Origin of the sequence: Snuella lapsa (assembly GCF_039539345.1) — a bacterium.
Classification (GTDB): domain Bacteria; phylum Bacteroidota; class Bacteroidia; order Flavobacteriales; family Flavobacteriaceae; genus Snuella; species Snuella lapsa.
In genome coordinates this window covers 1-13787 of sequence record NZ_BAABCY010000029.1, presented here as the reverse complement: position 1 = coordinate 13787, position 13787 = coordinate 1, and the positions used below count along the sequence as shown (strand labels likewise).

Sequence of the window (13787 nt, the reverse complement as noted above, 5' to 3'; positions counted from 1 at the left end):
AGTTTTTATGTTTCGCAACACAAATTTCTAAAACCCCTATTTTTCCTCAAAAAAAAGTCAAGATGACTTCATAATCTATAATTCAATCAAATTACAAAATATTATCATCTCATGAACTAACATAAATCATTGTTTGTTGAGTTTAAAAGAATTAAATTAAAAAACTGTTACATAAACTCTCTTAACAATGAAATCTAAACACGCCTTTTCATTTGTAATTGTAGTCATTATTCTTTGGATTACCATTTATTCCTGCAGTAAAATTTATATAAAACATGATTTCCGAAAAAATTATAGAACCTTTAACGATACGCTTCATGTCAATATTCCCGATTCTTCATTTTTTAAAATCCATTTAAAAAATGGAGATGTTAGTCTTTTAGGTGATTGGAAGTTAAACTCGGATAAAGACACAATTTATGGAGAAGGCAAACTCTTTGATTTTAACAGGAATATAATAAGTGAAGGAAAATTATCATTTCCCTTAGACGATATAGCAATTGTTGAAACCAATCAATTTGATGCCATTAAAGGAAAAGACAAAGAAAAAATCGCAGCATTAAGTATCTTAACAGGTATTAATATTTTGGGAGATGTGATATGTATTACAAATCCAAAGGCATGCTTTGGTTCTTGCCCTACATTTTATTTAAATAACGCCTCCGTCTTTCAATCAGCTCATGCTGAAGGCTTTTCAAGTTCTATCTCTCCGTCTTTGGAAAAGCAAGACCTAGACGCACTGCGCTATTCAACATCTTCAGAAATTATAAATATTACAATGAAAAATGAAGCCTATGAAACACATATGATAAACGAGTTATTTATACAAGCTGTTCCAAAACATCCGACAGATTATGTTTTTCATGACAAGAGCAACATATTTTACCGTTGTAAGAATTTAATTAATGTAACGAATGCTAAGGAGGGAGATAAGGATATCAGCTCTTTTATTAACAATTTTGATGATTTTGAATACTTTTCTTCAACAAATTCTAGTGATTTGTCTGCCAAGGAGGAAATTTACATAGAATTCGATAAAGCAGCATTCAAAAATCCAGGTTTAGTCATTAATTTCAGACAAACATTATTAACTACATTTCTCCTTTATAACGGCTTATCCTACATGGGGAATGAGGTTGGTGATTATTTTGCTAAAATTGAGACCAACGACCAAATAAAAAAGCATATTTCTAACCCGTTTAATTACCTTGGGAAAATAAAACTACTATACTTGGACACAAAAATAAATAATTGGACCCTTTTTGATGAGCTATACGAAACCGGCCCTATTGCAAAAAACCTAATGATAGCTCCACTTACCGAGATTCCAGATATAAAAAACAAGATTAAAATAAAAATTGAAATGACCAAAGGTCTGTGGCGCCTAGATTATTTGGGGTTAACATCAATCCAAGATAGCATTACCGCAATCTCAATATATCCCGATCAAATGATAGCAAATAAAAAGGATAAAAATACTATTGATGCTATTTTTAACGACGACAATAATTACCTAGTAACATTCCCTGGAGATGAATATGAATTTAAGTTTAGATTACCGAAATTATCAGACAACAGGCAATACGAGTTGTTTCTTTCTTCAAAAGGCTATTATTTAGAATGGATTAGACAGAATTGGATTGAAAATAAAAACCTTCCAAAACTAAAAAAAATGCTTCTAAACGATGAAAAAGTATGGACAGAGCTTGCCAAAGAATTTAAAGAAATAGAACCAGACATCGAACAATTATTCTGGAGTTCAAAATACGAAAACTGCAACTAATGATAAAAAAAAGATTACATATTATTTTAAGTGCTTTAATATTGGTACTAAGCTGCGGAACACCTAAAACTTTGATTTCCCCAAAGAATTTCAAATTTGATGTAAAAGGTTTATTTGTAAAATGTAAACTACTAGACAATTCCTTTATTAAAGGAGAATTAATTGAGGTCACCCCAGAGACTATAAGGGTTTTAACGAACGAAAAAGAGGAAAATATTAAAACTTTCAAAAAAGAAAATATTAATAATGTTGAGATTTTCGTTTCATCTATTTATGACAATCCAAAAATAATTAATAGATGGTCTACGTTGATGCCTGTTACATCTGTTGGTCATGGATTTTTTGGGATTTTTAGCCTACCTGTTAATATTGGCGTAGCAATTTCGATGAATAGTACTTCCCAAAGTAGTTCGTACCGAATGAAATATCCCGATAATATTTCATGGAATGAAATGTCAAAATTTGCTCGCTTTCCACAAGGAATTCCTAATAATATAGATATGAATCAGATTGAATAGTCTCTCAATTCAATAAAAAACCTATATGTTTTAGCCAACTGAGCCACGATGTTTATTAGCTTTGGTAATTCCAGAGAAGCCATGTGTAAATAATGTGCAAACGAATAGCCTTGAAAATAGTATTTTTATACTGTTCTCTAGAGTTTTTAAAACTAATAAAAAACAAAAAAGCTCCACCATTTCTAGTGAAGCTTTTGTGATCGCGACAGGATTCGAACCAAATTCCCATCCCGTATATTTACTACATACTTAGTGTCAATCTTTGCAATTGTTGACCGATTTGTTGACCGATTATGATATGTCTTCGATTTTCGCCTGTTACAAAGTTAAAATAATTTAATGAATATCAATTTTTATGAAATTGATCTCTTGTAAAACTATAAGGATTTTAGACAAACTTGATATAATAAGATGTACTGCGCCCATCACCTTTAACTTCAAAGATGCCTAACTCTGATAACTTCTGCAAATCTCTAGTAGCAGTGGCTTTTGATGTTTGGGTAATACGCATATACTTTTTGGCCGTCATACCACCCTCAAAACCGCCTGGACCTTCCTGTAGCATACGCTTAACAGCTTTTAACTGCCTATCATTGAATCTTTCTTGATAAACATCAAATAGTTTTGTCTTTTTTAATGTAAAATCAATCAACGCTTCCGAATTGTCTTGTGCCTGTAATATCACATCAATAAAATATTCTAACCAAGCCGTAATTTCATTACTACTCTGCCCCTCCTTTAAAGCTTCATAATAATCTTTTTTCTTTGCTTCAATTGCAACAGAAAGACTTAACAAAAGTGGAGAACCTACGGTTTGCGACAATGCTTTTTCGGATATGGCTCTACCAACTCTACCATTTCCGTCTTCAAAAGGGTGTATTGTTTCAAAATATAAATGTGAAATGGCTGATCGTATCGGAGCATACTTAATAGGGGCATTTCCATTGGGAGAAGTTTTGTTAAACCAATTAATAAAATTATTCATTTCCATAGGTACTCTTTCTGATGGAGGTGCTTCAAAATGTACTGTCGGCTTATCAATTCTCCCTGATACAACTTGCATAGGTTCTTTATGAGTACGCCATCCACCAACCCTGATATTCTTTACATAAGGGAATATCATTTTATGCCAATCGAATAACTTTTCTTGGGTTAGAACAGCGGCATAACTATTTTGAACATCTGTTATGAGATTTGCCATCCCCTTGGCTTCTTTATCCTTAACCTGTTCCTCTTTGATATTAATACCCAAATTATTTCTTATGGAAGATGTTACATCTTTTCTACTTAAATACTCCCCCTCTATCTCTGAAGTTTTAATAGCTTCGGCAACCAAAATATCAATCGTTGTTTGCACATGGGCTTCTTTAGGCATCGCTTTTAGAATACCACTGATACGCCCAGACTTTTCAGCAAAAGCATATAATCGTTCTTCCAGCTTATTTATATCGTAGCTAAATTTTGTCCAATCTTTTTGTTGCCAATTATACGTCATGAGTCGATTAATTCACATAATTGGCTCAAAAATACATAAAATATTGAGCCGATTAACAAAATTAATCGGCTCATACTAAAATTTTAGTATCAAATTACGTGGTCATATGACATACCAAATTATTCTACATATGTATTTCGTAAATTGTCTAATTAATCCATTCATAATAGAATATCCACACCTCCCCATTTTTACCGCTATATCAGTAATTTTAACCCATGTAACATTATTTTATCAAATGATATGATTCAAACCTCTTTTTTTACCGCTATAACGGTGAATTTAAAAAATTTTCTGTGTTTTTATCCTTTTTGATTCCAAAAACAACTATATTTACTGCTTAAACGGTAAAAATGAATAATTTAGATTTAGGTGCTTTAATAAAAGCCCATCGTAAAGAAGCAGGACTCACACAGCTTGAATTAGCAAATCTAGCAGGAATAGGAAAAACAACCGTTTTTGATATTGAAAAAAATAAAGAAACGGTTCGTTGGAGTAACCTTTTAGCCGTGCTCGAAGTTTTGAATATTAAAGTAGAATTTAAAAGCCCTTTGACTAAATAATTATAACAATGAGAAAAGCGGTTGTCATGGTACATGGAAAAAGAGCTGGGGTGTTAACTGAGATCTCCCCTAGCGAATATACCTTTGAATATGATGATAATTATGATGGTGCAGCTATTTCCTTAACCATGCCTACTAACCATAAAACATATGGCTATAACTCATTTCCTCCTTTTTTTGAAGGTTTATTACCTGAAGGCGTTATGTTAGAAGGTTTATTAAAGATTGCCAAAATAGATAAAAACGATTATTTTTCTCAGTTAATTGCTACTGGAAGCGATTTAGTAGGCGCTGTAACAGTCAAATTATTAGACAATGAATAGATGCCCTATTACATACGAACTATGTGGTAACAAAAAATATAGTGAAAAAGGACTTCGCAAGATAGCTCCTAAATTGACGTATTTGAATGATTTACCCTTTACAGCAGCCGAACTTAGACGAGAAGCTGCCAATAGAGCAAAAAAAATATCTATTCAAGGTGTTCAGCCTAAATTGAGTGCTTCTATTTCTGTAGTTGACCAGGAGTTTAAAATTGTAGATCAATTTGGAACATACATTATAAAACCTCAAAATGATTTATTCCCTCAACTACCAGAAAATGAAGATTTAACAATGCGAATGGCTTCTACCTTTGGCTTGGAAGTTGCTTTTCATGGTATGGTCTACGGAAAAGATGGCAGTCTATCTTATTTTATAAAACGATTTGACCGTTACGGAAAAGGCAAAAAATATGCAACTGAAGATTTTGCGCAATTAACAGGTAACACAAGAGATACCAAGTATCGTTTTACAATGGAAAAACTAATACCAGTTATTGACGAATTTTGCTCATTTCCCGCTATAGAAAGGGCTGATTTTTTCAAGCGGATCCTTTTTTGTTTTGTCACAGGTAATGAAGATATGCATTTGAAAAACTTTTCACTAATTACAAAAAATGGGAAAACAACATTAGCTCCAGTATACGATTTTTTAAATTCAAGTATTGTCATTAAAAACCCAGAAGAAGAAATTGCATTAACCTTAAAGGGAAAAAAAAGCAATTTCAAAACAACTGATTTTATCGATTATTACGCTAAAGAACGCTTACAATTGAGCGACAAAGCATTAGATACAATTTTAAAGCAAATGCAAAATACAATTCCTAAATGGAAAGCCTTAATTGACATTTCTTTTCTTTCAGATGAAATGAAAGAAAAGTATTTTAAAATTTTTGAAGGTAGATTGAAATTATTTCCTTTTTAACTTCAAAAACTCTAAGGAGAAATACCTTATAAATTTTTGCATTTAAACCCTTATTTTGAGTCACAAATGACTCCTGTCTGTCATGCTCCTGAGCTATGACATTCAATAAGTACTCAACTTGCAGGGTAACTTGTTAGGATTGACTCAAAAACTTTTACCGTTTGATGAATCTCTGCAAAATCCTTGGAACTCAATTTTATTTCTTTCTAAAGCTAATAAGAGATTCAAAATTATTTCGACTGTCATTAAAGTGGCTATGACGAGATTTCCCTGTAAAATTAAGGCTTTCCTGGTAGCAAAAATTAAACAACAAAGGAAACTTTGAGTGCCAATACGATATTTATTTAATTGATTTCCAAAAAAATATAACTAAAAAACCCAATTATTCCTTAAATTAGTGTATCCGATCAAAGCCTGAAACAACCTTTCAATATTCTAAATCACTACTAATACTTTTTTATGAAGTTGTATATAAAATATATGGTAAGTTTAAGATGTAAACTTATGGTGAAATCTGAGCTAGAAAAATTAGGGCTTCATTTTACGAATATTGATCTTGGGGTAATTGAAATAAAAGAAACGATCAGTAAGGAACAAAAGCAAAAGCTAAAATCAAATTTGGCTGTCTCCGGCTTAGAACTATTGGATGATCACAAAAGTATTCTTGTGGACAAAATAAAAAATGTAATTATTGAAATGGTCCATTATTCCGATGAACTCCCGAAAGTAAATTATTCAGATTATATCAGTGAAAAATTAGGCTATGATTACACCTATCTATCCAATTTATTTTCAGAGGTTAAAGGGATAACCATTCAACATTTTATCATCAATCACAAAATAGAAAGGGCCAAAGAACTTATTCTTTACGACGAGCTAAACCTTACGGAAATATCATATAGGTTGCATTATAGCAGTGTAGCGCATTTGTCAAATCAATTCAAAAAAGTTACTGGTCAATCTCCGACATTTTATAAAAAAATAGGCAAAAAAAGAAAAAGCAATTTAGAGAATCTGTAACATATGTAATCTTCATTTTTAGTTGTGTAACATATACCTTTTAATTAAGAGTCATCTTTGTAAAGCAATGAAAATTAATTTATAATGCAAATTTTATTCAAAATGAAAATGAATGCAGAACTGCAGACAGATGTTCAAAATGCCATTAAATGGGAACCATTATTACATTCAGCAGAAATAGGAGTTACGGCAAAAAATAGTGTGGTTTCACTTATTGGTGAAGTAGATAGTTATGTTAAAAATGAGCATAGAATGCCGCTAAAAAAGTAATTGGTGTTACAGCCTTAATTGAAAAAATTAACGTTAAAATTCAAAGTAAATGAGAAAAAACGGATACCGAAATTGTTGACGAAGTTTTAAAAGCATAAAAAAAACATGGGTCTTACCAAAGATAAAGCAACCGTAAAACTTGAGAATGGTTGGGTTTCATTAGATGGCGAATTACCTTGGAACTACCAAAGAGAAGACGCTAAAAAAGCTGTACGCTATCTTTCAGGTGTTAAAGGTTTAAGTAATAACATTAAAATAAAATCTAAATCTAACGATTCTATTGAAAAAAGTATCGTTGAAAAAGTCTTGAGAAGAAGTTCTATTGACGATTCTTATATTAATGTCAAAGTTTCTGGAACAACAGTTACACTTTCTGGAAAAGCAAATTCTTGATATCAAAAAGAAGAGGCAGAGCGTATTGCTTGGAAAACTCCTGGAATCTGTTATGTAAATAATGAATTAGAAATTGATTATTACTATGCTTTAGTTAGCCAATTATTTTTTTAACAATTTAAAACAACAACAATGAAAACTGCAGAAACACCTATTAAAAAAGAGAAGACCAGTAATCCTATTGATAAGAATTTAAAAGGGATTAAGAACCATAAAGAAGCCGCGAAACATTTGCAGGCTGCTGCAAAAAGCCATTTAGATGCTGCAACGCATCATGAAGAAGGAAATCACCAAAAGGCAGCACAAAGTACCATAACTGCTCATGGTCATGTTAATCTTGCCAAGAAAGCTCAAAAAGCAGATGTTAAGCAACATGCCTTTAACGGTTAATTTATTAGGCCTTTTTTAAAAGCATCTTTCTTTTTTTGAAGATGCTTTTAATTTTTTCACACGTATAGAAAATGGAATCTCAAAAGAGCCTTAATGACATCATCATATTAAGAATTATAAAAATTCAGGAAGAATTTCCAGAACTCACAAAATATTTAGATGAAATGCCAGAACGCTTTTTAAGTATTACAGGCAAAGGAATAAACAATAAAGAACTAAAAGACTATCTGGAATCTTTAAACGATTTATTAGAAACTTATGCAAAAGAGCATGAACAGCAATACGCCAAAATAAACCGTTATGAAACAAAAAAACAATAAAACAAAGCAGTCAAAAAACCTATCAAAAACGAAGTCAAAAAGAAATTTTTTAAGAGGCCTTGCCTATCCTGCTAATGAAGATATTTACAATAAAGAGAAAGAAGAAACAAATATATATCCTGAGGACATTACTAAAAACAAAATGCCAAATGAGAGAAGGGGAACGAAAAATGAAAAGGATTTTGAAGACGATAAATCGGGAGGAGATTTAGATGTTCCTGGTTCAGAATTAGACGATCAGCAAGAAAGTGTTGGTAGTGAAGATGAAGAGAATAACTATTATAGTTTGGGTGGCGATAAACATAAAAACTAATTGAATGGTATAATCACCAACCAAAGTCATTAAAATAAATAAGATGAAAACACAAATAGGAATTACAGAAACCAATCGGCAAGCTGTGACTGAAGCATTAGCCAAAATTTTAGCAGATGAAACCGTGCTTTATGTAAAAACAAAAAATGCGCATTGGAATATTGAAGGTGCAGATTTTTATGAGAAGCATAAGTTTTTTGAAACACAATTTGGACAATTGGATTATATGATTGATAGTGTCGCAGAGCGTATTCGTTCTATTGGTCATTATGCACCAGCAACATTGGGCTCTTACTTAAGTTTAACCCAACTTACTGAAAAAAATAAATATCCAAATGACAGCCAGGGTTTTATAAAAGAACTTTTAGCAGATCACGAAAGCATTATTATCGTGTTACGTGAACATATAAAGCCGTTTGCTGATGACTATCACGATTTAGGGACAAGTGATTTTATTACAGGGCTTATGGAAAGTCACGAAAAAATGGCTTGGTTTTTACGTTCACACTTAAAACAATAATATCATGATGAATTTTGAAAATTACCTCTTTTGGGGAATGCATTCGATATGGTGGATTATATGGATTATCCTGCTATTTTGGATTTTTGCTACACCATACAATATTCCTGGGCAGAGAACAAAAAAAGACACACCACTAAATATCCTAAAAAAGCGTTTTGCACTTGGAGAGATAAGCAAGGAAGAGTACGAAGAAAAGAAAAAGCTTATTGAAAGTTAATCATTTCCGCAGGATGCATCTTTTGAGAATTTATAAGTTCTTATAATCTGTGATTTATGTAAACATGGTTTATTATTATATAACTAATTATTAGGCAAATTAATCATCTTTGTATTGCTATTAATCAATTAGGAAAAGTCCAAATACATAGTATTATTTGGCATCAGAAAGCAGACAAACCTATAGTCTGCTTTTTTTTATTACATCAATCTGTGATATGTGTAATCTTAAGTTTTAGTTGTGTAACATAAAAGCTTGAATTAAGTGTCACCTTTGTAATAGTACAATTAAGTACTGCTTAATACTCGAATATTTATGGAAACTAAGAACAAAGAAGGTGACAGAAAGACAAGTGATTTTTTTAAAGTTAAAGGCGATTGGAGCAAACAATCGAAAGCTTTAAAAGAAAAGTATCCAAAACTTACAAGTGAAGATGTAAAGTTTGAAACAGGTAAAGAAACAGATTTATTTAAAAGACTAGAAACTAAGTTAGAGAAAAATCGTACTGAAGTTATTGGTATTTTAAAAACTAATCAAGAAGCTTGTTGTTAAAACAAGTGTGATTGATTGACTTGACCCAAATTAAAAAGCAGTTGTTTTCAACTGCTTTTTTGTATAAACAAAAATTAGTGATTTATGTAAATGTAATTCAAAACGATGTAGCTATAAGGCTACTAAATTAATCATCTTTGTTATGCTATTAATTAAATATAAAAAAATCCAAATGAATATTATTATTTGGCATCAGAAATCGGACTAACCTACATTCTACCTTTTTTTATTATCTGAAACCGTAACATGTGTAATCTTAAGCATAAGTTGTGTAACATAAAAGCTTGAATTAGGTGTCACCTTTGTAATAGTACAATTAAGTACTGCTTAAAACAATATATCATGGAAAACAAGAAAAAAACAGAAAGCCAGAAAAAGACTGTAATAGGTAGTAAAAAACAATCTACCGATGTTAAAAACAAAGTAGATTCTAGTAAAAATCCAGAACAAAAAAAGAGATTATAATCATACCTGAAATTTAATCTATTGATTTTTATATTGCAATCTTTATGCTATTTTACAGCAAATTATTAAGCAAATTCTCATAAGAGCAGTTATAACAAACTGTTCTTTTTTTTTGCCGAATACAATCTGTGATGTATGTAAATCTACTTCAACATTATGTAACTAAATAGCTTTTTAATTCATCAACTTTGTTACTTGGTTGGTTAGTTAAAAAGCCCAAATGTATAGTTTCATTTGGCATTAAAAAGCAGACTTCACTTATGTCTGCTTTTTTATATCTCTATCAAAAGAAAGATTAAGATTTTAACAATTAAAAATTTAAGAAATGAGAGATTTATTATACATCATCGCAGTTATTCTTGTCATCGGTTGGATATTTGGTTTTTTTGTCTATAGTGCCGACGGATTAATACACATTTTATTGGTCCTTGCTATTATATCCATTTTATTTAGAGTCATTGGCGGCAAAAGGATTTAAAAAGTATCCAAAAATCGTTAATACATAAACAAAAAAATGGTTAGATAATCAAATGTACCAAACACAAACATGAAGCTGTTAGGACAGGCAGTCCATTATATCGAAACAAAAATAATATCAAAAACATATTAAAATTTAAAATTATGAAAACAATAACGATTACACTCGCGTTTTGTGCTTTAGGCATTGCCTTCACCTCATGTAAGAATGATAAAATGAAAATGGCCGAAGACCATGTAGAATCATATGTAATTTACGTCGATTCTGTAGCTGATCTTGATTTAACAGATGCCAATTCCCATTGGAAAAACATTGAGTCCAGTAGCTATGAACACAAAAAATTAGCGATGGCAAGTATCGACGTAATTAAAACAGATAATACCTTAAGAGCAGATATTGATGATGCATCATTGCGGTTTGAAAATTTTAAGAAAAAAGTTATCGCTGAAAGAAATTTGATGGCCACAATAGAGTATAACAATAACTTACGGATAGCGCTTTTAGGAAAAAATTATTCTAATGACGATATGAGCTTTGAATGGATTAACAAAGAAAACATCCTTAGCGTTTACCAAAATTTTGTTAGTACAGTAGAAACAAATAAAGACAATTACTCAAGAGAAGATTGGGATGAAATTAAATTATTATACGAAGCTATTGACACTAGAAAAAACACTGTAGAAAATGAAGGCTTGACTAGTGCTGATAATAAAAAAATAGCAGGTTTAAAACTAAAGTTTGCCCCCATGTACACCTTCAATAGAATGGGAGCAAAATCTGATGAAAACGCGGCTGCAAAACAATAATTAAAGTATAAATACATGAAAAATACAATAATTGCAAGTATAATGTTGGTAATTGGATTTACCGTGAATGCTCAAGATATTTCAAAAAACGCTTTAGGATTAAGGTTAGGAGATAGTGATGGCTTTGGAGGCGAAATATCGTATCAAAGAGCTTTAAATGAAAACAACAGGTTGGAGTTTGATTTAGGCTGGAGAGATGGTAAAAATTACGATGGATTTAAGCTCGCAGGTTTATACCAATGGGTTTGGAATATAGATGCTGGTTTTAACTAGTATGTAGGAGTTGGAGGTGGTTTAGGATCTTATAGTTTTAATAATAACAATGGAAACGATTTTACCGACACGTTTGCTTTTGCTGCAGGTGACATAGGGATTGAATACAATTTTGATATTCCATTATTGCTTTCATTAGATATTAGACCTGAAATAGGTTTTGGTGATGAGGTTTATGATAACAATGATTTAGATTTTGATATTGCAATTGGTATTAGATATCAGTTTTAATAATAAACTTAAAAAAACAAAAAAGATGAAAAATTCATTTACAATAAGATTAGTAGTATTTAAGAAAGCCATAAAAATTGCAGTAATAATGTTACCGTTTTTAACAGTAGGGAATATAATTGCACAAACAGAACAAAAAACAGAAAAATCTACTATCTATACCGTGAATGTAGAAACTATGGATGGAATTACTATTCCTTATAAAATTAGAGTGAACGAAACAAGGAAATCTAACATAAAATTTGCCAAGGAAGATAAAATGAAGACAGACCAAGCTGCTATTTATTCTCCAGAACATGTAACCAAATTAATTTATGTTGATAAGAATGCCGATAACGTTTATGATACTTACATTGTTTTAAGATATAAAAAAGACCCAAATGATAGCTTTGAATTTAATCCAACAAAAAGAGGGTTTGCAGTAGAAGTTAACAAAAAAAATATGGAGTATATTTTTGGTGAAGGTATTTACTTTGTAAACAATAAAGATGCCGATTACTTTTTTGTTACGGAATTTGATGAGTATTGATACTAAATTTTACTAGTGTAGATTCAAGATTAAGAGGTATTCATTTCTGGATAGCTTTCTTATAAATCAAATCTTTGATATATGCAAATCTACTTCATTACTATATAACTTATAAGCTATTAAATTAGTCATCTTTTTTTACATTAGTTAGTTAAAAAGAGCCCAAATGAGACATATCATTTGGCATAAGAAAGCAGGTTTCTTGGTCTGCTTTTTTAGTATATAAAACTGTGATATATATAACATACTTCATTGGTTTTATAAAACAACTCATTTTATTTTGGTTATCTTGAACTATACTTAATTTATAATTAAAGCCATTAAGATTATGTCAAAAGAAAAAGAAGACAAAGTCAAATCAGGTAAAACAATTCCAACTACTACCAAACACTTGGAAAACATGGAACAAGAAAAGGATAAAACCTTCATTATCTTGGAGATTATTGAATATATACCCAATTCGGTGGTAATTAAAACAATCATAAAAAAAACCACTGGAAATGTGACTGTATCCTCATTTGATTCCGGGGAAGCCTTAACAGAAAAAACATCCCCATTTGATACCTTTATCCAGGTAATTGATGGAAAAGCAGAGATTGTTATAAACAAAAAATCTCATATACTTAATACTGGTCAATCCATTATTATTCCTGCACATTCCAGTAATATTATTAAAGCCAATACGAGGTTTAAAATTATTTCTACAGTTATCAAAAGTGGTTATGATGAAGTCTCTATTTAAAATTATACAAAGTATAATAAAATAGAGAATACATGCCATAATTAATCAATGAACTAAACAGATTGTAGAGATTAAATTTACAAAATGCGCGAATAATGTTAGTTATAAATGAAGTTATATAACATAAAAAATTAAAAACAGACTCACCTTCGTAAAGCATAATAACACATAATAATTATGAAAAAAATAATATTAATACTTCTAACAATTGGTATAGTAAGTTGTGGTGCCTCAAAAACCGTAAGAGATTCCAAAAAATCAATTAAAGGCGATTGGACATTAAGTACAATAACCTATAGTAAAACAGGAAAATATAATGTCACATTATTTAACGACACCACTAAAGATTGCTTTGAAGGAAGTAGTTGGAAGTTTATTCCAAATAACAATACTGGGACTTACGCTATCAATGAGTCTTCGTGTTCTACTGGTATTAGAAACTTTGTGTTTACAATTCAAGAAGTAAATGCCAAAACTGGTTTGTATGACTTTTTATTAAAGCCTACTAACGAAAAAAATAAATCTGAAAACAATCAAGGTTTTAGATTAAAATTATCGTCTATGTCTGAAACAGATATGCAATGGGAACAAACGGGAGACCTCGCAAAAAGTCTCTTTTTTGAATAAAAGTAAGAGAATTAATTCAATTAGATAAGTTGTA

Annotated in this window: 21 protein-coding genes and 1 pseudogene; 21 read left to right on the top strand and 1 reads right to left on the bottom strand. The window is 30.7% G+C overall.

The window, feature by feature from the left end; genetic code table 11:
• Nucleotides 1-187: 187 nt before the first annotated feature.
• Together ABD792_RS04810 and ABD792_RS04805 are read left to right on the top strand one after the other, a co-directional pair.
• A complete protein-coding gene (locus ABD792_RS04810; protein WP_345004685.1) occupies nt 188-1783 on the top strand; it encodes a hypothetical protein in 1596 nt (531 codons plus the stop codon).
• On the top strand, nt 1783-2301 hold the full coding sequence (locus ABD792_RS04805; protein WP_345004684.1) for an LSm family protein: 519 nt from the start codon (nt 1783-1785) through the stop codon (nt 2299-2301). The genes ABD792_RS04810 and ABD792_RS04805 overlap by 1 nt, the downstream gene beginning before the upstream one ends.
• A gap of 388 nt (nt 2302-2689) precedes the next feature.
• Here the strand turns inward: ABD792_RS04805 and ABD792_RS04800 are convergent, their stop codons facing one another.
• On the bottom strand, nt 2690-3796 hold the full coding sequence (locus ABD792_RS04800) for a Fic family protein (protein WP_345004683.1): 1107 nt from the start codon (nt 3794-3796) through the stop codon (nt 2690-2692).
• A gap of 353 nt (nt 3797-4149) precedes the next feature.
• On the opposite strand from ABD792_RS04800, the gene ABD792_RS04795 reads away from it, so the two are divergent.
• The 19 genes and pseudogenes from ABD792_RS04795 (at nt 4150) to ABD792_RS04705 (ending at nt 13753) form a co-directional block, all read left to right on the top strand.
• On the top strand, nt 4150-4359 hold the full coding sequence (locus tag ABD792_RS04795) for a helix-turn-helix domain-containing protein (RefSeq protein WP_345004682.1): 210 nt from the start codon (nt 4150-4152) through the stop codon (nt 4357-4359).
• An 8-nt stretch (nt 4360-4367) separates the two neighbouring features.
• On the top strand, nt 4368-4682 hold the full coding sequence (locus ABD792_RS04790; protein ID WP_345004681.1) for a HipA N-terminal domain-containing protein: 315 nt from the start codon (nt 4368-4370) through the stop codon (nt 4680-4682).
• Entirely contained in the window at nt 4675-5604 is a 930-nt protein-coding gene (locus ABD792_RS04785; RefSeq protein ID WP_345004679.1) for a HipA domain-containing protein, read from the top strand. Before ABD792_RS04790 ends, ABD792_RS04785 begins: the two co-directional genes overlap by 8 nt.
• Before the next feature lie 459 nt (nt 5605-6063).
• Nucleotides 6064-6624: a helix-turn-helix domain-containing protein gene (locus ABD792_RS04780; RefSeq protein WP_345004678.1), complete on the top strand. Its 561-nt coding sequence runs from the start codon at nt 6064-6066 to the stop codon at nt 6622-6624.
• Between the two features lie 84 nt (nt 6625-6708).
• A complete protein-coding gene (locus tag ABD792_RS04775) occupies nt 6709-6894 on the top strand; it encodes a BON domain-containing protein (protein ID WP_345004676.1) in 186 nt (61 codons plus the stop codon).
• 105 nt (nt 6895-6999) lie between these two features.
• Entirely contained in the window at nt 7000-7287 is a 288-nt protein-coding gene (locus ABD792_RS04770) for a BON domain-containing protein (protein WP_345004675.1), read from the top strand.
• Between the two features lie 132 nt (nt 7288-7419).
• Complete coding sequence (locus tag ABD792_RS04765) at nt 7420-7677, top strand: hypothetical protein (protein WP_345004674.1); 258 nt, start codon at nt 7420-7422, stop codon at nt 7675-7677.
• A 71-nt stretch (nt 7678-7748) separates the two neighbouring features.
• Nucleotides 7749-7997 (top strand): hypothetical protein, encoded by a 249-nt coding sequence (locus ABD792_RS04760; RefSeq protein ID WP_345004673.1) that lies wholly within the window; start codon nt 7749-7751, stop codon nt 7995-7997.
• On the top strand, nt 7978-8310 hold the full coding sequence (locus ABD792_RS04755; protein WP_345004672.1) for a hypothetical protein: 333 nt from the start codon (nt 7978-7980) through the stop codon (nt 8308-8310). The genes ABD792_RS04760 and ABD792_RS04755 overlap by 20 nt, the downstream gene beginning before the upstream one ends.
• Before the next feature lie 43 nt (nt 8311-8353).
• Nucleotides 8354-8830, top strand: a complete 477-nt coding sequence (locus ABD792_RS04750; RefSeq protein WP_345004671.1) for a Dps family protein — start codon at nt 8354-8356, stop codon at nt 8828-8830.
• 4 nt (nt 8831-8834) lie between these two features.
• Complete coding sequence (locus ABD792_RS04745; protein ID WP_345004670.1) at nt 8835-9050, top strand: SHOCT domain-containing protein; 216 nt, start codon at nt 8835-8837, stop codon at nt 9048-9050.
• A 315-nt stretch (nt 9051-9365) separates the two neighbouring features.
• On the top strand, nt 9366-9602 hold the full coding sequence (locus tag ABD792_RS04740; protein WP_345004669.1) for a hypothetical protein: 237 nt from the start codon (nt 9366-9368) through the stop codon (nt 9600-9602).
• Between the two features lie 342 nt (nt 9603-9944).
• Nucleotides 9945-10067, top strand: coding sequence for a hypothetical protein (locus tag ABD792_RS04735; RefSeq protein ID WP_345004668.1), 123 nt, complete (start codon nt 9945-9947; stop codon nt 10065-10067).
• Nucleotides 10068-10392: 325 nt separating this feature from the next.
• Nucleotides 10393-10545 (top strand): lmo0937 family membrane protein, encoded by a 153-nt coding sequence (locus ABD792_RS04730; protein ID WP_345004667.1) that lies wholly within the window; start codon nt 10393-10395, stop codon nt 10543-10545.
• Nucleotides 10546-10688: 143 nt separating this feature from the next.
• Entirely contained in the window at nt 10689-11351 is a 663-nt protein-coding gene (locus ABD792_RS04725) for a hypothetical protein (protein ID WP_345004666.1), read from the top strand.
• A 15-nt stretch (nt 11352-11366) separates the two neighbouring features.
• Nucleotides 11367-11855, top strand: a pseudogene (locus ABD792_RS04720) (hypothetical protein).
• Nucleotides 11856-11880: 25 nt separating this feature from the next.
• The gene (locus ABD792_RS04715) at nt 11881-12384 is read left to right on the top strand and encodes a hypothetical protein (protein ID WP_345004665.1); all 504 of its coding nucleotides are present in this window, start codon (nt 11881-11883) and stop codon (nt 12382-12384) included.
• A 328-nt stretch (nt 12385-12712) separates the two neighbouring features.
• Nucleotides 12713-13126 carry a cupin domain-containing protein gene (locus tag ABD792_RS04710; RefSeq protein ID WP_345004664.1) on the top strand — a complete coding sequence of 138 codons (414 nt, stop codon included), beginning with the start codon at nt 12713-12715 and terminating at the stop codon, nt 13124-13126.
• 177 nt (nt 13127-13303) lie between these two features.
• Nucleotides 13304-13753, top strand: coding sequence for a lipocalin family protein (locus ABD792_RS04705; RefSeq protein WP_345004663.1), 450 nt, complete (start codon nt 13304-13306; stop codon nt 13751-13753).
• Nucleotides 13754-13787 lie beyond the last annotated feature (34 nt).